General features: G+C 29.2%; 23 protein-coding genes and 1 pseudogene. 1 reads left to right on the forward strand and 23 read right to left on the reverse strand.

The window, feature by feature from the left end; translation table 11 throughout:
* Positions 1-290: 290 nt before the first annotated feature.
* From BM027_RS16750 to BM027_RS16840, 19 genes and pseudogenes are all read right to left on the reverse strand, one after another.
* Positions 291-1,078, reverse strand: a pseudogene (locus tag BM027_RS16750) (MBL fold metallo-hydrolase).
* Between the two features lie 66 nt (positions 1,079-1,144).
* Complete coding sequence (locus BM027_RS16755) at positions 1,145-1,906, reverse strand: peptidase MA family metallohydrolase (RefSeq protein WP_090094330.1); 762 nt, start codon at positions 1,904-1,906, stop codon at positions 1,145-1,147.
* Between the two features lie 713 nt (positions 1,907-2,619).
* Positions 2,620-3,414: an ABC transporter ATP-binding protein gene (locus tag BM027_RS16760; protein WP_090094331.1), complete on the reverse strand. Its 795-nt coding sequence runs from the start codon at positions 3,412-3,414 to the stop codon at positions 2,620-2,622.
* The gene (locus tag BM027_RS16765; RefSeq protein ID WP_090094332.1) at positions 3,380-4,279 is read right to left on the reverse strand and encodes an ABC transporter permease; all 900 of its coding nucleotides are present in this window, start codon (positions 4,277-4,279) and stop codon (positions 3,380-3,382) included. Before BM027_RS16765 ends, BM027_RS16760 begins: the two co-directional genes overlap by 35 nt.
* Positions 4,279-5,295: an ABC transporter substrate-binding protein gene (locus tag BM027_RS16770; protein ID WP_090094333.1), complete on the reverse strand. Its 1,017-nt coding sequence runs from the start codon at positions 5,293-5,295 to the stop codon at positions 4,279-4,281. Before BM027_RS16770 ends, BM027_RS16765 begins: the two co-directional genes overlap by 1 nt.
* Before the next feature lie 322 nt (positions 5,296-5,617).
* Entirely contained in the window at positions 5,618-6,031 is a 414-nt protein-coding gene (locus BM027_RS16775) for a HutP family protein (protein ID WP_090094334.1), read from the reverse strand.
* A gap of 64 nt (positions 6,032-6,095) precedes the next feature.
* Positions 6,096-7,037 carry a DUF4003 family protein gene (locus tag BM027_RS16780; protein ID WP_090094335.1) on the reverse strand — a complete coding sequence of 314 codons (942 nt, stop codon included), beginning with the start codon at positions 7,035-7,037 and terminating at the stop codon, positions 6,096-6,098.
* Between the two features lie 361 nt (positions 7,038-7,398).
* Positions 7,399-8,214: an acetyl-CoA carboxylase carboxyltransferase subunit alpha gene (locus BM027_RS16785; protein WP_090094336.1), complete on the reverse strand. Its 816-nt coding sequence runs from the start codon at positions 8,212-8,214 to the stop codon at positions 7,399-7,401.
* Positions 8,207-9,094 carry an acetyl-CoA carboxylase, carboxyltransferase subunit beta gene (accD, locus tag BM027_RS16790; protein ID WP_090094337.1) on the reverse strand — a complete coding sequence of 296 codons (888 nt, stop codon included), beginning with the start codon at positions 9,092-9,094 and terminating at the stop codon, positions 8,207-8,209. Before accD ends, BM027_RS16785 begins: the two co-directional genes overlap by 8 nt.
* The gene (locus BM027_RS16795) at positions 9,087-10,439 is read right to left on the reverse strand and encodes an acetyl-CoA carboxylase biotin carboxylase subunit (protein WP_090094338.1); all 1,353 of its coding nucleotides are present in this window, start codon (positions 10,437-10,439) and stop codon (positions 9,087-9,089) included. Before BM027_RS16795 ends, accD begins: the two co-directional genes overlap by 8 nt.
* A gap of 9 nt (positions 10,440-10,448) precedes the next feature.
* Positions 10,449-10,877, reverse strand: a complete 429-nt coding sequence (gene fabZ / locus BM027_RS16800) for a 3-hydroxyacyl-ACP dehydratase FabZ (RefSeq protein WP_090094339.1) — start codon at positions 10,875-10,877, stop codon at positions 10,449-10,451.
* Between the two features lie 5 nt (positions 10,878-10,882).
* A complete protein-coding gene (accB, locus tag BM027_RS16805; RefSeq protein ID WP_090094340.1) occupies positions 10,883-11,377 on the reverse strand; it encodes an acetyl-CoA carboxylase biotin carboxyl carrier protein in 495 nt (164 codons plus the stop codon).
* A 21-nt stretch (positions 11,378-11,398) separates the two neighbouring features.
* Positions 11,399-12,631, reverse strand: a complete 1,233-nt coding sequence (fabF, locus tag BM027_RS16810) for a beta-ketoacyl-ACP synthase II (protein ID WP_090094352.1) — start codon at positions 12,629-12,631, stop codon at positions 11,399-11,401.
* A gap of 17 nt (positions 12,632-12,648) precedes the next feature.
* Positions 12,649-13,389, reverse strand: a complete 741-nt coding sequence (gene fabG, locus BM027_RS16815; RefSeq protein WP_090094341.1) for a 3-oxoacyl-[acyl-carrier-protein] reductase — start codon at positions 13,387-13,389, stop codon at positions 12,649-12,651.
* Positions 13,390-13,414: 25 nt separating this feature from the next.
* The gene (gene fabD / locus BM027_RS16820) at positions 13,415-14,350 is read right to left on the reverse strand and encodes an ACP S-malonyltransferase (RefSeq protein ID WP_090094342.1); all 936 of its coding nucleotides are present in this window, start codon (positions 14,348-14,350) and stop codon (positions 13,415-13,417) included.
* Complete coding sequence (fabK, locus tag BM027_RS16825) at positions 14,343-15,284, reverse strand: enoyl-[acyl-carrier-protein] reductase FabK (protein ID WP_090094343.1); 942 nt, start codon at positions 15,282-15,284, stop codon at positions 14,343-14,345. The genes fabD and fabK overlap by 8 nt, the downstream gene beginning before the upstream one ends.
* A gap of 112 nt (positions 15,285-15,396) precedes the next feature.
* Positions 15,397-15,618: an acyl carrier protein gene (locus tag BM027_RS16830; protein ID WP_090094344.1), complete on the reverse strand. Its 222-nt coding sequence runs from the start codon at positions 15,616-15,618 to the stop codon at positions 15,397-15,399.
* 146 nt (positions 15,619-15,764) lie between these two features.
* Positions 15,765-16,736 carry a beta-ketoacyl-ACP synthase III gene (locus BM027_RS16835; protein WP_090094345.1) on the reverse strand — a complete coding sequence of 324 codons (972 nt, stop codon included), beginning with the start codon at positions 16,734-16,736 and terminating at the stop codon, positions 15,765-15,767.
* Positions 16,737-16,994: 258 nt separating this feature from the next.
* Positions 16,995-17,444 carry a MarR family winged helix-turn-helix transcriptional regulator gene (locus BM027_RS16840; RefSeq protein WP_090094346.1) on the reverse strand — a complete coding sequence of 150 codons (450 nt, stop codon included), beginning with the start codon at positions 17,442-17,444 and terminating at the stop codon, positions 16,995-16,997.
* A 255-nt stretch (positions 17,445-17,699) separates the two neighbouring features.
* Between BM027_RS16840 and BM027_RS16845 the strand changes: the two genes are divergently transcribed.
* Positions 17,700-18,344, forward strand: coding sequence for a hypothetical protein (locus tag BM027_RS16845; RefSeq protein ID WP_090094347.1), 645 nt, complete (start codon positions 17,700-17,702; stop codon positions 18,342-18,344).
* Between the two features lie 88 nt (positions 18,345-18,432).
* Here the strand turns inward: BM027_RS16845 and BM027_RS16850 are convergent, their stop codons facing one another.
* The 4 genes from BM027_RS16850 to BM027_RS16865 all read right to left on the reverse strand — a co-directional run bounded on the left by BM027_RS16850 (position 18,433) and on the right by BM027_RS16865 (position 23,389).
* Positions 18,433-18,936, reverse strand: coding sequence for a flavin reductase (locus tag BM027_RS16850; protein ID WP_090094348.1), 504 nt, complete (start codon positions 18,934-18,936; stop codon positions 18,433-18,435).
* 78 nt (positions 18,937-19,014) lie between these two features.
* Complete coding sequence (locus BM027_RS16855; RefSeq protein ID WP_090094349.1) at positions 19,015-19,518, reverse strand: GNAT family N-acetyltransferase; 504 nt, start codon at positions 19,516-19,518, stop codon at positions 19,015-19,017.
* A 44-nt stretch (positions 19,519-19,562) separates the two neighbouring features.
* Complete coding sequence (locus tag BM027_RS16860; protein ID WP_139209564.1) at positions 19,563-19,832, reverse strand: TPR end-of-group domain-containing protein; 270 nt, start codon at positions 19,830-19,832, stop codon at positions 19,563-19,565.
* Between the two features lie 254 nt (positions 19,833-20,086).
* Entirely contained in the window at positions 20,087-23,389 is a 3,303-nt protein-coding gene (locus BM027_RS16865) for a bifunctional metallophosphatase/5'-nucleotidase (protein ID WP_090094351.1), read from the reverse strand.
* Positions 23,390-23,673 lie beyond the last annotated feature (284 nt).

The following is a 23,673-nucleotide window of genomic DNA, read 5'->3' on the forward strand; positions in this document are numbered from 1 at the left end:
CCGGTAGCAAAAATTTTTGAGTACTTAAAAATAGCTTAGGAATCTCTTTGTTTATTCAACTGTAAAATTATTCAAGTAAAAATGCACTATTATAGTATATATTTCTATATATATATATTATATATTAACTTCATAAATTCACTACATTATATTATATCAGATACATAAAAATAAAAAAGCACTAAGAACATAAAACATTCCTAGTACTTAAATTTAATTTAAAATATATTTTTTACTTACATAATTGAAACTTTTGCATTCCAAAGAATATATGTTTATTTCTAATACCTTTACCAGTTTATTTCTAACCCTACACCAACTTCTTTAACTGGTAAAACTTTATGTATTTCTGCTTTAACAACAAATGAAGTACAATGGCAAGGATATAATTCCTTTAAGTTGTTCTGTTTTAGATAATCGATAGTTTTATTAACCTGTTCTTTTACTTCAAATAAATGAAATCCTCCTATAATTCCTAATACTCTATTATCTTTACATACTTGTTTTGCATATTCTATTATATTGCATATTCCACTGTGAGAACATCCTGTAATAATGTAAATACCATTTTCGCTTTTATATGCAAGTGCTGTATCATCCATTAAAGTTTCACCAACAATTTGTTTCCCAATAGGTTTTCTATTCTCAAAATTATTTGTTTGTGGTATTTCCCCTAAAAAAGTTATATGTTTGCTAACTTTTTTAGGTTCTTTTGAAAGAATTAGATTGCATTTTTCTTTTAGTTCGTCTTGTAAAATGGGAGAACAAATTTTTAAATTGCCTACCACCTTTTCTTTAAATGTATCTGGATGAGCTACAATAGAAATATTATTTTTATTATTTTGTTCAAAATAGTATTTTAATCCTCTTGTGTGGTCATCATGACCATGTGAAATAACAATAGTAGTTACATTTTCTAAATCTACGCCTAACTCATTTGAGTTTTTAATAAATCAGAATATCCTACATCTAATAATAGTCTAGTATCTTCATCTTCTATATAATATGAAACAGCAGGTTCACCACAATAATATTGGTCAATGTATGTATTGTTATCTACTAAAACTTTTAGTTTCACCTTTTTCCCCTCCTTCATCTAACATAATCAATTTACGTAAAATAAAACTGATATAAATCCAAAAATTTATGTTAGCAGATAATTCTTTTTAATATATTCCATCCATTTATTTTGTAATTCGTTCTCTGTTATTCCAAAAATATCTTCAAAGTTATTAGGCGATTTTATTAAATTATATAACTTATCATAACCGTACTCTTCAATTATTGATTCTACTATAGTATATGAGTATTGATACCCATTACGTTTGAAAAACGTTTCAAAATCCTCTCCAGTATCTAAATCTTTAAATGTAGGAAGCATATTACTTACTAATCCATTCTTAACGGTTTTTCTTATCCAGTTTTCATCATTGTCTTTCGCTTCGTAACATGCAATTCCTTCATTTAGCCATCTGGGTGTATCCTTATTTATTTTATTTACTATGATATGCCCAAACTCGTGAACGGCTGTATTTAAAACATTATCAAATTTTGAACCTGGTGGTGGATTTAGAGGTGATGCTATTATAATTTTACCTACTCCAATCCCCCCTCTTATCCAATCTGGTGCATTGGGAAATCCTAAAGCAATATGAAGTTGATTAAGGTCTGAATGAATCTCAATAGTCAATTTTTCTTGAAGTTGTTGATTGAAATTAATAGTGATTCTATTATAATTATTTTCAAGAACATCTGAAACTTTATCTATACATGTCTTGTCTATTTCCGTGTAAAAAATTATAAAATGTTGAGTTTCTTTTCTTAAATTTAGTTTGTAATCTTTCTCTTTATATATCTGTTCAAATTCTAAGTTACCCGAACAATCTTCTTTTCTTTTTCCTATCATTTTAATTTTCCCCTTTAGGCATATTAAAGAAAATAACAAGTTAAAGATGCGACGTATATTTTGTGTCAGACAAGGAGATTTAATCATCTCATAGCAGGCTATGAGATGATTTCACCGACGCAGTATGACGCAAAATAGACTAGCATACTGACTTGTTATTTATTTTAATGTGCCTTATATTAATATTACTTTCATGCATTAATTGATGTAATCCCATTATAGTTTTACGTATCTTTATTCTAACATAATTGGATTTATTAGCAATTAAAGATTATACTCAGTATTATCTAACAAATCCTAAATTCTAAAAACCAAAAATAAAGGATACTCTGTTGCTAATGTAACGCTTCACAACAAAGTACCCCTTATTTGGGTTATATATCACATAAGCTTAATTTCCACTTTGGGTATCTATAGATACCCACAAGCTAAATTGCTATTATACTTCAAGACATATTTTTCAATATATTTAATTTAAGCGACAAACAAAGAAATAGAGGTCATGCTTTTGTGCAGTATTACATTAGAATATTTTGATGGCTGTGCTTCTTAGTTTATAAGTTGTTCCAAATGTGCTTGTTCCAAGCTTGACTTGGAAGCAAGCACTTTGGGCACAACTTATAATTTTAGAAGCACCCATCAAAATCTTCAGTAACCGACACAAATGCATGACCTTTATTTCGATAGGTTACCACCTAACTATAGTTTTATATTTAACCAAATAAAGTTCTATCACTTAATTCATCTGTAATATGAGCTTTTTCAAAAAGTTCAAGAAGCTTATTATTATCTAACTTTTCTTTTTCTTCTCCTTTAACGTCTATTAATATTTTTCCTCTATGCATCATAAATAATCTATTTCCATTTTCAAGCGCATGCTTTAAATTATGCGTAACCATCAATGTTGTTATTCCGCTATCTTTAACAATATTTCTAGTTATATTCATTATCTTTTCTGATGTTTTAGGATCTAAAGCTGCTGTGTGTTCATCTAGTAACAACATCTTGGGTTTAGACATTACTGCCATAAGTAATGTTAATGCTTGTCTTTGCCCTCCTGATAAAAGTAATACTTTATTATAAATTTTATCTTCTAGTCCTAAGTCAAGTTCACTTACCATTTCTTTATAGTAATTTATTCTCTTTTTATTTATGCCAAATCCCAATCCAAATGATTTGCCCTTATTATCTGCAAGCGCAATATTTTCCAAAATGGTCATGTTAGGCGAAACACCCATTGATGGATTTTGAAATACTCTACCAATTAATTTTGCTCTAGCATATTCCGGTTTATTAATAACTTCTGTTCCATCTAGTAGTATTGATCCTGAATCTGCTTCTATTGTTCCTGAAATCATATTTAATAGTGTTGACTTACCAGCTCCATTAGAACCGATAATGCTTACAAAATCTCCTTGATTAACATCTAAAGATAATTTATCAAAAACTCTATTTTCATTTATAGTATTTGGATTAAACACTTTGGACAGTTGTTTCACTTTTAACATTTTCAGCACCACCTTCCATAACAGCTTTCTTTTTAAATTTAAGAACTCCACTATTAGAACATAATGCTATAACTACTATTATTGCTGTCATTAATTTTAAATCATTTGCATTTAAGCCAAGCTTTAATACAATTGCTATTGCACCTTTATAAATAATTGCGCCTAAAATTGATAATGTAGTGACTTTAGCAAAAGATATTTTTTCAAATAAAGATGTTCCAATAATTACTGCAGCAAGTCCCATTACTACTGTTCCAGTTCCCATTCCAACATCACTGAATCCTTGATATTGTGCTGTTAATGCACCTGCCATAGCAACTAATGCATTACTTATCATAAGCCCTATTACTTTAACTAAATCTTTGTTAACTCCAAGTGATGAAACAACTTGTTCATTATCTCCTACTGCTTTAAGTAAAAATCCTGATTTAGTTTTTAAATATAAATCTAATAGTACTTTTACTATAATAACCAATATTAAAATCATAACTATTGCTGGCATAGTCCCTTTAAACAGATTAGGAGTATTAAATAATGGAATATTTGCTTTTCCCATTATTCTTAAATTTATTGAATATAAACCTATCATTACTAATATTCCAGCCATTAAATTTGTTATTTTAAGTTTAACATGTAAAAATGCTGTTACTCCTCCAGCTAATGCTCCACCCAAAGTTGCTATTATTATCGTAATCCAAGGATTAATTCCTTTAACTAGAAGAGCTGCAGAAATTGCAGCCCCTAATGGGAATGTTGAATCCACTGATAAATCAGGAAAGTCCAAAATTTTATAAGTTATATATACTCCAATTGAAACTAACGAAAATAATAGTCCTTGTTCTAAAATATTAAGTAAAACACCCACTATTGAACGCCTCCAGTTACTTTTTTAGCATTAGCTTCTATATCTGCTGGAATTGTTATATTTAATTTTTTAGCAACATCTGTATTAATAGTAAATGACATTTCACTCAATGTTGTTATTTCAACATCTGTTGGCTTCTTGCCTTCTAATATTTCAACTGCTTTTAATCCTGCTTCTTTTCCTAATTTATAGTAATCTATACCTATTGACGCCAATCCACCTTTATTTACTATCGCTTCTTCTGCGCCTATTATAGGAACATTTGCTTCTAAGCAAAGCTTTCCTATTAAGCTATGTCCTGAAGCTACTGTATTATCTGTTGGTGTATATAATACATCTATAGATTTTAATGCACTTGCCAAATTTTGATTTATTTCATTTACAGTAGTAACACCAACTTCTTTCACTGCTAGTCCTTCTTTTTCTGCTGCTGCTTTTAATTCATCAACTTGAATTACTGAATTTGTTTCAGACGTATTGTAAATTACTCCTATAGTTTTAGCATTCGGAATTAATTGTTTAAGTAATTTTATTTGTTTATCTACAGGAACCTTATCTGATGTACCTGTAAAATTAGTACCTGAACTTTTCCAATCCTTTGCAATTTCAGCTGATACTGGGTCTGTTACAGCAGTAAACACTGTTGGTATATCTTTAGTAGCATTATATACTGCTTGAGCTGCTGGAGTTGCAATGGAAAATATTAAATCCTTTTTTGAATCTACAAACTGCTTAGCTATTGTTTGAGCATTTGTCATTTCACCTTGAGCATTTTGCTGCTCAATTTCAATATTTTTTCCATTTTCATATCCTTTTTCCTTTAACATATCAACAAAACCTTTATTAGCTGAATCTAAAGCATCATGTTGAATTAATTGAAGTACTCCTATTTTCTTCATATCTCCAGATTTTAATGAATCATTTGAAGACTTCTGTGTACTTCCTGAGCATCCAATCAAAGCACTCCCTATGAAAGTTGCACATACAATTAAAATTAATTTTCTTTTTCCTACCATTATTCCATCCTCCTCTTATTTTTTATTATCAATTTCCTACTATGCTTCTATTTTTCTTGATAAACATTTTGCTAAATATACTTCTATATTTATACTATATATTAAAATATATTGATAATAAATTATAAATATAATATGCTATGATAGCATAATTTCATATATTTGTAAAGTTGATACTTTGTTTTTTTGAGTAGTTTTTTGCTATAAAAGTTATATATATTATTATTTTATAGTCAAAAAAACTCATTTATTTAGAAAATACTTTTTCTAAATAAATGAGTTTTTAAATTGAATTATTTTTTAAATATACCTTAATTCTAAATTACATTGAAATAGCTCTATGCCCTATACCTATAACTACTTCATCTAAATGAAGCAACCCAATACTTAAAAATATGCAAACTGATATATGTTCTCCACCTCTTGCTATTCCAATCTTTCCTCCAACATTTTGAGCATTAGCTCTGTGTGAAACTTGAATTATAGCATCTCTAGTTGCTCCTATAACAGCTCCTTCATGCAGATGTTCCTCTCTAATTAATCCATTTCTCTTTGAAGCTACTAACGCACTTTCTAATATCTTAGATATAGAAGAGTTAATATTTCCGCCTATATTTACTGCAGTAACTTTTATCCCTTTTTCACTATAAATTCTTTTTAACTCTTGTTCTTCATCCCTATCACATATAGCCATCTTGGTTGCAATTTTAGCAACTTTAGTACTATTACTGTCCATATTATTACTCCTTCTTTTTTAGATTTCAAAATACAAAAAATTATTATTGGAATAAGGCTAAAATTTAAATTAGTAGTATTGTTATATATTCTATCAATCTACTAAGTAAATTTACCTCTCCTTGAATAAATGAATTCATATGCTTTGTAGAAATCACTTGAATATATTCATTTAAAACTAATCCTATTGAAAGTAACATAAATATATTTTTCTTTGAATGTTTTTTTTCAGCAAACTGATTATAAACTTCAATTACATCACCCACAAATTTTTCTGTTTTTTCAACAATTAATGAAGATAATCCAATTAACAAATAGTATTCTTCACATATTATAATGTTATTATTTTGAAAAACTCTCTTTATATCCTTAACTTTATTTAATCGTTCTACATAATTTTTATTATCTGAAAGAATTAAAGTAGATACAGAATAAAATGTTTCAGTCTCACTAAAACCTTCATTAATTAACTTATCATAAATATTTAAGTAATCTTCTAATATTTCCTTGCTTGATTTAGTAAAAGTTGCAAGATTTAAAAAACATAAATACTTTATATTAGTTTTATATTTTATATGCTCTTTAAATTCTAAAGTCCTTTTTATATATATCATTTTTTTTATAATATTGTCATATTCCTTTTCGTGAAACCTATTACTAATGCTAAAAGATATAAACGCTGTAAACTTGTCTTTTTCAAATCCTTTACTAATTAAATGATCATAAATTATTATTGTATCTTTGATTATTTTTTTATAATTATCGTTTGAAAATAAAAAAATAGAAATTATCTTTCTAATATCCCCACTAAATACATATCCTAATTCACTCTTTTTTATGTACTTTTTAATTTCCTTTGTTTTTTCATAATCTATTTCTTCATCAGTTGTTGTATATAAAAAACTCTCTAAATTTTTTATCTTATTACTTTCCAACCTTAATACTTTGTTTACATCTTTATAATACTCTTTAAAAATAATTACCTTACTTCTCAGATCAATATCCATATTACCATCCTTTAAATTCAACAATACACTTTAATATTATATTATTTCTACATATTATTATTGTCAATAATAATATGAATTTTTTTACTTATTTTTATCTACTATTCTATTTTAAAACCGTGTTGATATTATTGTATATTGTAAAGCGGCTAAAAAACATAACACTATTCTAAAATATAGCCTTATGTAAATTTTTATTTAAATATACCTTATACTAAATAGAGAAGCTTGTTAGATTCTAAAATCTTACTCAGCTTCTCTTAACTATTTTTTATTATCAGATAAACTTAAACTTAGGCACATGAAAGAAAATAACAGACCAAAGATATTCTGTCTATTTTTTTGAATGTGCCTTATATTTTTAATTACCCATTTTTCTAAATTTATCATATCTTTCATTTACTAGTTGATTTATTTCTTTGCTCTTAACTTCTTGTATTGATTGTAAAATTTCTTTTTTTATTATATCCGCTTGTTTAATAGGGTTTTTATGTGCTCCGCCTCTAGGTTCTTTTACTATTTTATCTATAATATTAAAACCTTTTAAATCCTGTGCTGTTATTTTCATAACTCCAGCTGCCTCTTTTGCTCTCTTACTGTCTTTCCATAGAATTGATGCAAAACCTTCTGGTGATAGTATTGAATATACTGCATGTTCTAACATAAGTATTTTATCTCCTACTGTTAACGCTAGAGCTCCACCACTTCCACCTTCTCCAATAACAATTGATATTATTGGAGTTTTAAGTCTGCTTAATTCAAATAGATTATTTGCTATAGCACTACCCTGTCCTCTCTCTTCAGCTCCTACACCACAAAAAGCACCTGGTGTATCTATGAAACAAATTACAGGTCTATTAAACTTCTCTGCTTGTTTCATAAGTCTTAAAGCCTTTCTATATCCTTCAGGATTTGGCATACCAAAATTTCTTTCTATGTTCTCATTAGTATTAGATCCTTTAGTTATTGCAATTACAGTAACACTTACATCTTCAATAGATGCAATTCCTCCAATTACTGCTTTATCATCTCCAAATAATCTGTCTCCATGAAATTCAAAAAAATCTTTAAATATATTATCTATATAATATTTTCCAGTAGGTCTATCCTTATGCCTAGCAATTTCAACCTTTTCCCATGGTGTTATTGTTATAGCTTTTATAAAATCTTTATTCATATCTCTTCACTCCATGTAAAACAAGAATTTTATATATACAAGATCTCATATGTTTTCTTGATACAATTTTATCAACAAACCCTTTTTCAAGTAAGAATTCTGCCTTTTGAAATGAATCTGGAAGAGTCTCTTTTATAGTATTTTCTATAACTCTTCTTCCTGCAAAACCTACCAAAGCATTCGGTTCACTTAAAATAATATCACCTTCCATAGCAAAACTTGCTGTTACTCCACCTGTCGTTGGGTCTGTTAAAACAGTTATGTATAAAAGGCCCTCATTATCATGTCTTGCTAGAGCTGCACTAACCTTAGCCATTTGCATTAATGAATAAATACCCTCTTGCATCCTAGCACCACCAGATGCTGTAAAAATTACTACTGGCATTTTATTTTCAGTAGCATACTCTACTATTCTAGTAATTTTTTCTCCAACTACAGTTCCCATGCTTCCCATCATAAAAAAGCTATCCATTATTGCACAAGCTATTTCTATTCCGTTTACTCTTCCAATTCCAGTAACTACAGCTTCTGTACTATCTGTACTACTTTTAGTTTTCTCAAGTTTTTCTATATAACCTTCAAAATTAATAGGATTAACTGTCTTTAGTCCTCTCCACATTTCTTTAAAAGTATCATTATCAAAAAATTGTTTAACTCTTTCTTTAGGTGTTATTCTAAAATGATAACCACATTTTGTGCAAACTTGTTTGTTATTTTGTAAATCTTCATAATAAATCATACTATTGCATTCATTACACTTAGTCCACATACCAGAAGGAATATTAGGCTTCTCTTGTGTTGTATTTCCTGGCATACTTCTTTTTAATACTGAAGGATTAACAGTTGCATATTGATTTTTCCTAAATAAATCTTTAAGCATTATTCTTCACCATCTTTTCTGATAAAAATGACGTATCGTATTCTCCTTTTAAGAACTCTTCCATTTCAAGTATAGATAATTGAAAATCAATATTAGTTTTCACTCCACCTACTGCAAATTCTCCTAAAGCTCTTTTCATCTTAACAATAGCTTCATCCCTATCTTTTCCAAAAGTAATAAGTTTTGCAATCATAGAATCATAACAATATGGAATTTTATATCCACCAAATATTGCTGAATCTATTCTTACTCCCATTCCTCCTGGAAGACAAAGTTCATCAATTGTACCTGGACATGGTCTAAAGTCATTATCAGGGTCTTCTGCATTAACTCTACATTCTATCGCATGTCCTTTGATTTTTATATCTTCTTGGTTTAATGAAAGTTTTTCACCAGAAGCTATCTTAAGTTGTTCTTTAACTAAATCAACTCCAGTAATCATTTCAGTAATTGGGTGCTCTACTTGAATTCTTGTATTCATCTCCATGAAATAAAAATTATTATTTTTATCAAATAAGAACTCAATGGTTCCTGCATTTTTATAATTTACAGCTTTTGCTGCTTCTTTAGCAATTTCACCCATCTTAAATCTCATTTCTTCGTTCAATACATTTGAAGGTGCTTCTTCCAATACCTTTTGATTTTTCCTTTGAAGAGAACATTCTCTTTCTCCTAAATGTATCACATTTCCAAATTCATCTCCTAAGATTTGAAATTCAATATGTCTTGGATTTTCAATAAACTTTTCTATATATAACCTATCATCTCCAAAGCAAGCTTTAGATTCTGATTTAGCAGTCTTATATCCCATTAAAAACTCTTCGTCATTCCTTGCAACTCTTATGCCTTTACCGCCACCGCCAGCTGCAGCTTTTATCATAATTGGATATCCAATTTTTTGAGCTATATCTAACGCATGAGATTCATTTTTTATATTTCCTTCATATCCTGGTACAACAGGCACTTTAGCTTTTTTCATTATTTCTCTAGCTCTTGCCTTATCACCCATAAGCTCAATCGATTCATAATCTGGTCCTATAAATTTTATATTGCATTCTTTACACATCTTAGCAAATTTAGAGTTTTCAGATAAGAAACCAAATCCTGGATGTATAGCATCGGCTCCTGTTAAAACACATGCACTTAAAATATTAGTAATATTTAAATAACTATCTTTTGCAGATGCAGGCCCAATACAAATTGCTTCATCAGCTAATTGAGTATGAAGTGCTTCTTTATCAATTTCTGAATAAACAGCAACTGTAAGAATTCCCATCTCTCTACATGCCCTAATTATTCTAACTGCAATTTCCCCTCTATTTGCAATAAGTACTTTTTTAAACATATTTATCACCTATCCTATAGCAAACAGTAATTCAGCTTCGCAAACTGTTTTCCCATCAACTGATGCTATTCCTTTACCAATACCTATTGGTCCTTTAATTTTAATAATTTCACAATATAAATCTAATTTATCTCCTGGTACAACTTTAGCTTTAAATCTTACTTTATTAGTTCCAGCAAATAATGGTATTTTTCCTTTAAACTTTTCCATTGAAAGAATTGCAACTGCTCCTGTTTGAGCCAAAGCTTCTATTTGTAAAACTCCTGGCATAATAGGTTCCTCTGGATAGTGTCCTTGAAAAAACTCTTCATTTGCAGAGACATTTTTATATCCCTTTACAAACATCTTCTCTTCTATATCCATTTCAGTAACTCTATCAATAAGTAAAAATGGATATCTATGAGGTAAAATTTCCTTTATTTCTTTTATATTTAACATAAATCCTATTCCCCCCTAATCTCAAACAACTTTTGACCATACTCCACCATATCACCATTTTGTAATAAGCACTTAATTACTTTACCACTGTAATCACTTTCAATTTCATTCATAAGCTTCATAGCTTCAATTATACAAATAACTTGCCCTTTTTTTATAATATCTCCTTCTTTAATAAATGCTTCACTTTCAGGAGATGCTGATGAATAAAACGTTCCTACCATTGGTGAGGTTATTATAGTTATATCTTCTTTTAAATCATTATCTTCTATATTATTATCTAATTGTTCTAATTTTTGTTTTTCTTCTTGTGCATAACTAATTTTTTCATTTATATTAGCTTCTTTAATTTCATCTTTTTGTTTAAGACCACTGTTATCTAAATTTCTATTTAATGATTTATCCATTTTTATATAGCTATCAGATGTTTTAATCTCTAAAAATGCTAAATCTGAAGAATCTATTATATTAATAAGTTCTTTAATTTTATCAAATTCCATAAAATTTCCTCCTAATTATTACTACCATCTTTTGAAAAGTAAGGTTGCATTGTGTCCACCAAAACCTAGAGAGTTTGTCAATGTATATTTAACATCTTGCTTTCTCCCTATATTAGGTACATAATCTAAATCTAACTCTTCATCTTTTGTTTCATATCCTATTGTTGGAGGAATAAATCCTTCTCTCATTGCCTTTATACAAATTATTGATTCAATAGCTCCAGCTGCACCTAAAAGATGTCCTGTCATTGACTTTGTAGAAGATATAGGTATGTTATAAGCATCTTCTCCAAATACTTTTTTTATTGCTGCTGTTTCAAACTTATCATTTAATTGTGTTGAAGTTCCATGAGCATTAATATAAGAAATCTCATTTTCTTTTATTCCAGCTTCTTTTATTGCTTGACTCATAGCTTCAGCTGCTCCAATTCCATCTGGATGTGGAGATGTTATATGATATGCATCACAAGTTGATCCATATCCAACAATTTCAGCCAATATATTTGCTCCTCTTGCTTTAGCACCTTCTAAAGACTCAAGTAATAATATTCCAGCGCCTTCACCAATTACAAATCCACTTCTGTTTTTATCAAACGGTGTAGATGCTTTAGATGGATCATTTGATGAATTAAGGGCTTTCATACTATGAAAACCACCAACACCAATTCTAGTTATTGGTGCTTCTGCTCCACCAGCTAACATTATATCTGCATATCCATGCTTTATTAATCTAAATGCATCACCTATATTATTAGTTCCAGTTGCGCAAGCTGTTACTACTGAAGTACAACTTCCCTCTGCACCATACCTAATTGCTATATTTCCTGCTGCTAAATTTATAATAGCCATAGGGACAAAAAATGGAGACATTCTTTTTGATTTTCCTGTAACTAATTTAGCACATTCACTCTCAATAGTAGCAAATCCACCAATTCCTGAACCTACCATAACTCCAAATCTCTTTTTATCCACTTTATCTAAATCTATGCCTGAACTTTTCAATGCTTCATCTGATGCCACTAGTGCCATTTGAGCAAATCTATCAAGTCTTTTACATTCTTTTTTACCTATTAATTCTTCTGGATTAAAATTTTTAACCTCACCTGCAATTTTTACATCAATTAAATCATTATCTATTAATGTTATAAAATCTATTCCTAATTTTCCTTCTTTACTATTATTCCAAAATGTATCTACATCATTCCCTATAGGAGTTAAAGCTCCCATTCCTGTAACAACAACTCTTCTTTCCATAATTCCATACTCCTCCATTACATTACCATTCCACCATCAATGTTAATAACTTGACCTGTAATATAGCTTGAGCTTTCACTTGCAAGAAAAGCTACAACATCTGCAACATCTTCTGGTGTTCCAAATCTCTTTAATGGTATACTTTTTTTTGCTTCTTCTTTAACTTTATCACCTAAAGTACTTGTCATATCAGTTTCAATAAACCCTGGTGCTACTGCATTTACGTTAATACCTCTTCCACCTAGTTCCTTAGCTAAAGATTTTGTCATTCCAATAACTCCAGCTTTAGATGCAGCATAATTTACTTGGCCTGCATTTCCAACAACTCCAACAACTGAAGAAATATTTATTATTTTGCCATGTTTTTGCTTTACCATAATAGGAGTAATTGATTTTAAGCAATTAAAAACTCCCTTTAAATTTACATCTATAATATTATCAAAATCCTCTTCTTTCATTCTAAGAAGAAGTGTATCTTTTGTAATCCCAGCATTGTTTACAATAATATCTATAATTTCGAATTTCTCTTTTGCCTTTGTCATAATATTTTGAGCTTCTTCTAATTTACTTATATCGCCCTTAACTGTTAATACTTCAACTCCCATATCTTCTATTTGAGCTGCAACTTTTTGAGCTTCTTCTTCGCTACTTCTATAATTTAAAACTATATTTACTCCAAGTGATGCTAATTTTAAAGCAATTGCTTTACCTATACCTCTTGCTGCACCTGTAATAATGGCACATTTTCCTTTTAACATATAATTTAACTCCTCCTTAAACCTATTATTCTAGGCTTGAAATTGTTTTATTTAATGATTCCATATCTTGAACATTTAAAACTTGGACATCTCTGTTAATCTTCTTAACAAATCCACCTAGTACCTTACCTGGACCAACTTCAATAAATGTAGTTACCCCTGCCTCTATCATATCTTGTACTGTATTATCAAAAAGTACAGATGTTCTAATATGTCTCTTTAATAAATCCTTAATATCATCTTCATTACTATAAGGTAATCCCTTAACATTAGAATAAACTACTTTATTCAGTTGTTTAATATCTGCCTTCTCCAAGTTTTTGTAAAATTCTTCACTTGCAGGTTCTAACAATGAGCTATGAAATGGTCCACTTACTTTTAATGGTATTCCAACTCCACCAAGTTCCTTTGCAATTTTAACGGCCTCATCTATAGCTTTATTTTCTCCAGAAATAACAACTTGCTTTGGACAATTATAATTTGCAGCTTCAACTATTCCAAACACACTGGCTTTATTTAATAGTTCATCTAATTTTTCATTATCTAATTTTAAAATAGCAGCCATTTTGCCAAGTCCCTTAGGAAGAGAACTTCCCATTATTCTTCCTCTTTCTTTTACTAGAAGTAATCCTTCTTCTAAAGAAAGTGCGCCACTATATATTAATGCTGCATATTCTCCCAAACTTAATCCAGCAGTATAATCTGCTTTAACATTATTTATTTCTAAAGCTTTTAAAGCTACTAAAGAAGCAACAACTATTGTAGGTTGTGCATTTTCTGTTTGCATTAATATTTCTTCTGGTCCATTAAATAACATATCTTTTAGAGGTATATTTAAAATTTCTTCAGCTTTATCTACAATTTCTTTACATTCTTCTATTTCTTCATAAAATTGCTTAGCCATACCAACATATTGAGCTCCTTGACCTGGAAAAAGGAATGCTATATTCTTACTATTCATGCTTTCCTCCAAATAAGTTAAATCTCTCATCTGCTTCTTTAAACATCTCTTCAATTATTTCTTTTGATGTTTGCTCTTTATTAACTAAACCTGCAATTTGTCCTGACATTATAGATCCATTGTCCATATCGCCTTCTACTGCAGCTTTTCTTAATGCTCCTGCACCTAATTTTTCTAGTTCCTCAACACTTACGCCTTCTTTTTCTAACTTGGCATAAGTTCTTGAAAGTTTATTTTTAATTACCCTAACTGGATGACCTGTTGATTTTCCTGTTACTTCTGTATCTATATCTTTAGCTTTTAATATTTTATCTTTATAATTTTGACTTACTGTACATTCTTTAGCTACTAAAAATCTTGTTCCAACTTGAACGCCTTCAGCACCTAACATAAATGATGCAGCTACTCCTCTTCCATCCCCAATTCCACCAGCTGCTATTACAGGAATATTTACTGCATCTACAACTTGTGGAATTAATGCCATTGTAGTTAATTGTCCTACGTGTCCCCCTGATTCCGTACCTTCAGCTATAATTGCATGTGCGCCTGCTTTTTCCATTCTTTTAGCAAGAGCTACAGAAGCTACAACAGGTATTACTTTTATATTATTGCTTTTCCACTTCTCCATATACTTACCAGGACTTCCCGCTCCAGTAGTAACAATTGAAACTTTTTCTGTACATACTAATTCTGCTATTTCTTCTGCATTTTCAGACATTAACATTATGTTTACACCAAATGGCTTTTTAGTTAATTTCTTAGCTTCTCTTATTTGTTCTTTTACCCATTCTGTCGGTGCAGCTCCTGTTATTATTCCAATTCCACCAGCTTCACTTACAGCTGCTGCCAACGAAGCATCTGCTATCCAAGCCATAGCACCTTGAAATATAGGGTAATCTATATTAAGTAACTCACATACTCTATTATTTTCCACTAAAACTTCCTCCTAGTAACTTTTTTATAAAAGTGATTATATTATATAAATAAATCTATAATATACTATACAACTTAACTTATTTACATTTTTACTATTTATATATTACTAACTAATTTAAACTCTTCTCTACATATGCTACTGCATCTTTTAAACTCTTTAAATTTTCAACATCTTCTATTTGAATATCATATTTTTCTTCTAATTCAATTACTACTTGAAATAAATCTAAAGAATCAGCTCCCAATTCTTCAAATGTTGTATCTAAAGTGATTCCTTCTTTTTCTGCTCCTAATTGTTCACATATTACATCTCTAATTTCTTCAAATAACATAATTTCTTCCTCCTAAAATTTCATTTATGTTTAATATGATTTAAATAATTTATCATATAATAATTTGGATTCTTATATGAAACTCGACTCACATACGCTTTCGCTGAGTAAGTTCGAATAGCCAAATGTAAAATTTGGATTCTTACTTACCACTCTATTATGGTGGCTCCATAACTTAAACCGCCACCAAACGCAACTAAAAGTAGCTTATCGCCTTCTTTAATAAGGTTTTTTTCATACATCTCATTTAAAGCTATAGGTACTGAAGCTGATGATGTATTTCCTGTTGTATCTAAATTTAAATAAAATTTATCTATATCTAATTCTAACTTTCTAGCAACATAATCTATAATTCTCATATTAGCTTGATGAGGTACTATATACTTTATTTCATCTAATGAAATTCCTGTACCTTCTAATACTCCATCAATTGCTCTAACTATAGCTGAAGTTGCAAATTTAAAAACTTCTCTTCCATTCATAACAATATTTTTATTTTTTATATTTTTTTCACTTGCAAATGGTGTATTAAAATCAACTGCTCCAATTGTTAAAGCGTCTCCTTTTTTTCCTTCTGATTTTAAATAAGAATTTATTATTCCTTGTTTTTCATCTCTAACAAGTACTGCAGCACCACCTCCATCACCAAATAAAATACAAGTTGATCTATCTGTCCAATCCACAACTTTTGAAAGTGTTTCAGCTCCAATAATCAATGCATTTTTGTAATCTAATGACTTCATTAGTGCCTTAGCTGTTTCTAGCGCATACACAAATCCAGAACAAGCAACACTTATATCAAATGCAGCTGCATTATCTGCTTTTAATTCACTTTGCACTAAACATGCTACAGATGGTATAAACATATCTGGAGTAATTGTTGCAACAATTATCAAATCTAAATCTTCACCTTTAACTCCTGCTCTTTCAAGCGCAAGTTTAGATGCCTTTGTTGCAATGTCTGATGTATTTTCACCTTCTGAAATTCTTCTTTCCTTTATACCTGTTCTTTCAAGTATCCATTCATCATTAGTAGGAACAAGTTCACTTATTTTATTATTTGTGACCACTAAAGGTGGTAGATAAGCACCTACTCCTCCTATTTTAATATTACTCATAGCAATCTCCTTAATTATGCACATGAAATAAAATAACAGACCAAAGATGCGTAGTACATTTTGCCTTAAGATAAGGTGCCCCTTGAGGGTATAAGTTTAGCTAAATTCATCTGGAGTATAAAACTCCACCTGAAAAGTTTCACTTTACGTAAGGGCAAGGAGGTAAGTTTAGTTAATAGCGACTATTAACTAAACTTACCGACGCAGTATGAAGCAAAATATACAATCATACTGGTCTGTTATTTTTTTGAATGTGCCTTATTTCAATTTATATTTTTCTTTTAAAAATTTATTTATTCTACTTAATGATGAAATTAAAACTTCTTCTTCTTGTGAAGTTAGTCCATCTACTGAATTGCTAACCATATCATCATGGAATTTTTCATGTAACCTATAAGCCAATTTTCCTCGTTTTGTTAATCCAATTAAAACTACTCTTCTATCTTCCTCTATTCTATTTCTTTCTACATATCCTTTTTTTATAAGTTTATTAATTGCACTTGTTAAAGTTCCTACAGTTATTTTTAAATCTTGAGCTACTTCAGACATTGTTCTTTTGGTATACATTCCAATAGCTTCTATTGTATGCATTTCTGTGAGCGAAAGGTCTGAGATTACGCCCTCCTTTAAAACTTGTTCTTCAATCTGTAATATATCATTAAATAACTGTACTAAAAGTTCATTAACTACTTTTTTTGATTTATCCATATGTATTTTCCTCCAGTTAAAGCATTCCCTAACATTTATTATCAAAATATTTAATTTGTTTAATCAAATATTTTGATAATCAAAATATACTATAATCAAATTAAATTGTCAATTATTACTTTTTAATTTTGTAATGCAAATAACCTCTGTTAATATACTTCTCTAATCTTTTAATTATTAGTCACATATGCTATAATTAATTATGATATTCAAAAATAAATTGTATATTTTTTTTACATAAGGGGGATTAAAATAATGATAAAAAGGTTAGTTTTAGCTACAGTTTTAATGCTAAGCATTGCCTTAGTAGGATGTTCTTCAAATTCAGCTAGCGATTTAAAAAATGATAATAAAAATACTGTAGTAGAAAATTCAAATAATGATAATGATACTACCAAAAAAGAACAACCTAAAGAGCCGGCTGTTGAAACTCCAAAGGCTAATAAAGAAGAAAAGGAAGTATTTTCTATTTATACAGAAGATTCTGATACTATGAACATTAAAGAGGTTTCAAATATTGAATTAAGCAAAGATTTAAGCTTAGAAAAAAAATTAACTAATTTATCAAAAGCTCTTTCTGAAAAAGTTTTTGATAAGTTGCCAATTGAAGTTAAATCTATTGATACCATAGATGGTAAAAAAATTGCTACTATTAATATAGATGAAAGTGAAGCTAATAAAAATGCAACTTCTAATGCAGACTTAAAAAAACCGAATTGGGCTGCAAGTAAATTTCAAGGTTCTACTGGTGGTGAAATTACAGAAAATAGTTTAATTGAAACTTTACTTCAAGTAAAATACAAAGGTGAATGGATTGATGGAATTAAATTCTTATATAAAAATGAGCCAATTGAATTTGAACATACACCTAATTTATCAGGTATAAAATATAGAAGATAATAAAAAAAGAGAATCATTTAGATTCTCTTTTTTTATTGACAATATTTTAAGAAGTTTAATAGAATTTCTATCCTTCATTAACTATTCATTACTTTGTATAATCCTCTAATATCTCGCCAAAATATAAAACATGTTTTGATTCTCCTACACCATAAAATTTATCTTTTATTTCTTCATCAATATTATTTAAATTCATAGGTTGTTTAAACAATATTTTACATTCATAATATTTATTACATCCATCTACTATAGGTGCTTTTACTTTTTTACTAGATATAAATTTAATATTTGCTTCTTTTTCTTTATTTATTTCTGCACCTGACTTTGTACCACATAAAGTTAATTCTGATTTCATACTTCCTTCATAAGGAATACTTACAGTATAGCTATCTCCTGAATCTAAAAATTTCTTAGTATATCTTGTTTCTCTAACCAAAGCCATAAATACAGGTTTTCTCCAAATATATCCTATAGTACCCCAACTTATTGTCATAGTATTTGCATTTTTTTCGTCACCAGCAGTTAAAAATGCACCTCCTTTGTAAAAGTTGTCCATTGACAATTCTAATCCTTCTGTAAAAGTATCTTTCATTTTTTTACCTCCTAAATAATTAATTATTATAATCTAAATTTAGATTTAGGAATTATAAAATATCATTCCCAAAATAAATTATTTTACTCCAACTACCTCACTTCTCTTTTCCATTATAACAACATCATGCCAAGTACCATCATCAAGCATACTACCTGGTTTCTTCCAATATCCAACTTCTCTAAACCCGCAATTTTTATGCAATTGTATACTTGCAATATTTTCGCGTATTATTAAAGATTGCAATGACCAAATTCCTTGTTTTTCTGATTCATTTATAAGCGAGTTTAACAGAGCTTTTCCAATTCCTTTTCCTCTAGATGCTCCATCAATATATATACTTATCTCTAAAAATCCATCATATACTTGTCTGCTAAATATTTTACTCAAGGCAGCCCAACCTAAAATTTTATCTTCTGACCTTGCCACCAATCTACATTCTTTTATATGTCCTTTATTCCATTCGTCGTAAGAAACGGCCTTATTTTGAAAGGTAGAAATTTTAGTTTTTATTCCTTCTTCATATATTCTAGTAAGTTCTTTGAAATCTTCTTTCTTCATTTCATCAATTATAATGCTCATAAAATTCTCCAATCTAAAATTTTAAACAATTATATATTAATAAATTATAATATTAATTCCTTATATCCCTCTAAATTACGTATTGGATCTAATTCATTATCCTTTTTCATATAATCTAAAAATAACTCATTTAATTCTATACTCTTTTTAACATCTATTAATACTTTTAAATTTTCTCCTATATTAACATAAAAATAAGCTTTGTCATAGTTAGGATTTTTTTGTATTGCTTTTTTATAATATTCTTTAGCTTTGTTTAAATCTCCATCTTCATCTATTTTTATTATTTCAAAATACTTTTTTTTCTGCTTCACTTGAAAACACAATTTCATCATGAAACACTTTCTTTTATTAATATTATAATATGTTCTAACAATATCACAAATTATTTTTATATTGCAATATAATTAGACATATATTCAAAAAAATAAGCCTGACACTTTTTAACTTAGTGTCAGGCTTACTAGAAATTGAATACTATATGGTATATCTTTTTATTTGTTTATAATCAAACGTATCGCCGGTTAATCTTCTTATTACTAAAAGCATTTTTATCTACTTTAATAGTTTAAGCGGCCTTCTTTGCTTCTACATGTTTTGTTATTACATTCCAATTATTAGAACATGTTGGTGAAACTTCTCCATGTTTTTGGAAATAACTTATCATTAAGTTCCTTACTTGTCCATCATCTCCTAAAGCTTTTGCTGAATCATAGGTTACAGTACTTGAATCATTTGGAGTTAAACCTACAGCTTTCATAAAGCCTCCTCCACCATTATATCTATAGTTATTAATTGCAACTGTAAATTGATCTGAATCTTGTACTTCAACTCCATTAACCTTCAAATTCTTTATTCTATCTCCTGAAGTTACTCTACCAGTTGTCTCATCTATTGTACATGCTGGTTCTGTCAAATCAATATCATATGTTGCACCATATAATTGATCTAAATTAAAGTCTGGAACATTTAAATCTTTATTTTTAATTACTTGTTGATTTTCATCAGTTGTTTGATCGTAATATTTAACTGAATATTCCATCCAATTTTTTAATTGAGCTCCACTCATTTTTACTCCATATAAGAAGTTTTCAAATACATAAGCTGACATCATATCTTTTATAGTTACATCACCTTTTGGTATAAAACATGATGAACTTAATGGTGCTGCGATTGATAGTTGTGTTCCTGCACTTTCTTTTTGGACTTTATTAATTAATTCCATAATAGCTGTAGTTCCTATTGTTTGTCCATTTCCTGTAAATTCTCCAGTTGAAGTTCCAACCTTTGTATCTACATATTTCAATATTGTCTCTTGATAAGGCTTAATTAATTCAACTATTTCTGAATCTTCTGCAATACTATTGTCCATAATAACATTCTTTGTTGAAATTCCACTTACTTTACCATTTGAGTCAATATTAATATCTAATTGAGCAAGAGCTGTAGCTGCCTTAGTTGATTCAACTATTGGTACTATTTTTCCTTCTGGATTTTTCTTAGTTAAGTCATTAGCTTTTACGTGAGCATGCCCTGCAACAATTGCATCTATTCCACTTACTTGTGTTGCTATTGCATCTGCTTGATTTTCTGGAAGAACACCCGCTTGTGCTTCAGATGAATTTCCTCCGCCTTGTCCACTATGGGCTGATACTATAACAATATCTGCTCCTTCGTCTTTTACTACTTTAACCCACTTTTTAGCTTCATCGACAAGATCATTGAAGTATAAACCTTTATAATGTGATACATCTTCCCAATCTGGTATACATTTATTTTCTAATCCTATAACTGCAACCTTCATTTGTTTTCCATTTATATTAAAAGTCTTCATTATATAAGGTTGTACAAAATTTGCATCACCATTATTGTTTGCATTTGGAGTATTTTCTTTATAAATGTTAGCTCCAAGTGTTGGTATTCCTTCATCTTTATAATCTTTAATTATTCTGTTTAATACTCCTAATCCATAATTAAATTCGTGATTACCAAGTTCCCATGAATCATACTTCATAGCTCCCATAACCTTTGCCATAGGATATTTTGAAGTTGTATCAATTAGATTGTAGTAATATGAAAGTGGTGTCCCTTGAATTGAATCTCCATTATCAACTAGAACAACATTTCTATTATTTTTTCTTACATCTTTAACATATGTTGAAATTTTTGCTAATCCTTGTGCTTTTTTAGGAGCCTTTCCTGTTGCATAATCATAATTTAATACTGTTCCATGAACATCTGTTGTTGCAAGCAATGTTATTGAACTTGATAAATTAGTCATTCTTGAAATATCAATATTAGATATTGTATTTTCTCCATTTTTATCTTTATTTTCTCTACACCAAGCTATAAATGCATCTCTTACTACAATGTGTGTATCATTTGCAGGATTTAATCCACCATAAGTTTTAAATGCAGTAAATCCATCTCCACCTGTAGCTACAAAATCTGGAGCTGCTACAGATAATGTTTCTGTTTCACTAATTGTTGTTCCATCTTCTCTTGTTATATCAATAATTCTATTTCCTGATTGAAGGTTAGAATCATAAGTAAACTTAATTCCTGACACTTGTAAACCCTTGCCCTTATCTGCAACAGCTTGCTCTAAAGCTTCCTTTAATTGCGCTTTTGTCATACTAAATTTATAAATAGTATTATCAAAAGGCATAAATTTCCACATAGTTCCTGTTGTAATATCTCCTTGTGGTATATCTATTCTAAGACCTCCATTATTTTGAACACCTACATCTGCTTTAACTGCACTTCTAGTAATATCAGATGCCCAATTTCCTAAAACTGATGAACCATATGGATACGCATCTTTTTCTCTTGTAAGATCTTTTTCAGTATTATAACCAATAACTTCACTTGTTATTGGATAAACTTTAGCATTTGCTTCATTTACCACTTTATCAATATCTTTATCTGTTCTTGGATTACTATTCTTATATCCATTTTCATTATCTATAGCAGTATAACTTTTATCAATACTTGGTATTTCAAATTTAATCTTCTTATTATCAGTTATGGTAAACTTAGCATTTATATATCCTTTACCATAAGAATTTCCAATATAAACTGGTATCTTTGTAGAAGAAGCGGTTCCGCATACTTTAGTATGAGTATGTCCACCAAATACTGCATCTACATTTTGAAGCTTATTTGTCATGTCAAATATTGGTCCTGTAGCATTATCTTTATTATCACCTTCGTGTACTAATGCTAATGTTACATCTGCTAAATTATTTTGCTTAATTTCTGATGCAACTGAATTTATCTCACTTGCAAGATCTCTAAACTCATAATCTTTTACATATTCAGGTAATACAATTGATGGTGTTTCTGTTGTTATACCACCTATAATGGCAATCCTTATTCCATCTTTAGTTACAATTTTATATGAATCAAATACTCTTTTGCCAGTATTCTTATTATAAAGATTACTACAAACTATAGAATATCCTGAACCATTCATAGTAGTATCTTTTATTGTATCTAATCCCCAATCAAATTCATGATTTCCAAGTGTTGTTACGTCCATCCCTATTTCGGTAAATACTTCTTGCACTGGAACCCCTTTCATAATGTTCGAAGTTGCAGATCCTTGATATAAATCTCCACCCCCTAAAATTAATGTTCTATCTTTATTAGATTCTTTTATACTATTTATTCTATCCGCTAAAACACCAGCCACTGGATTTCCTGATGCATCTGTTAAAGCACCATGAAAGTCAGTTACTTCAACAATATCAAAACTCTTACCAATTTCTTCGGCATATGCCAGTACTGGAAAACCAGTTAATAAAGTAATCGTTAAACAAAAAGTAGTTAAAAATGCTACTATCTTTTTGAAGCTTAATGATTTTTTCAAAAAAATTCCCCCTTAACCTATTAAGTGTATATTTTTAAAAAACGTTTACAGGTAAATTATATAATATTTAGTTTGTGTTTTCCATCCTTATATGTAAAATATTCCATATTTGTTTTATATCATTACTTTTTTTGTCCGTTGATTAATATTTCTAGTTATCTTATGCCTATTTGTTAAATAACAATATAACTATAATAGTGCATTTTTACTTGAATAATTTTACAGTTGAATAAACAAAGAGATTCCTAAGCTATTTTTAAGTACTCAAAAATTTTTGCTACCGG

Source organism: Clostridium uliginosum (assembly GCF_900112485.1).
In the GTDB taxonomy this organism is placed as follows: domain Bacteria; phylum Bacillota; class Clostridia; order Clostridiales; family Clostridiaceae; genus Clostridium; species Clostridium uliginosum.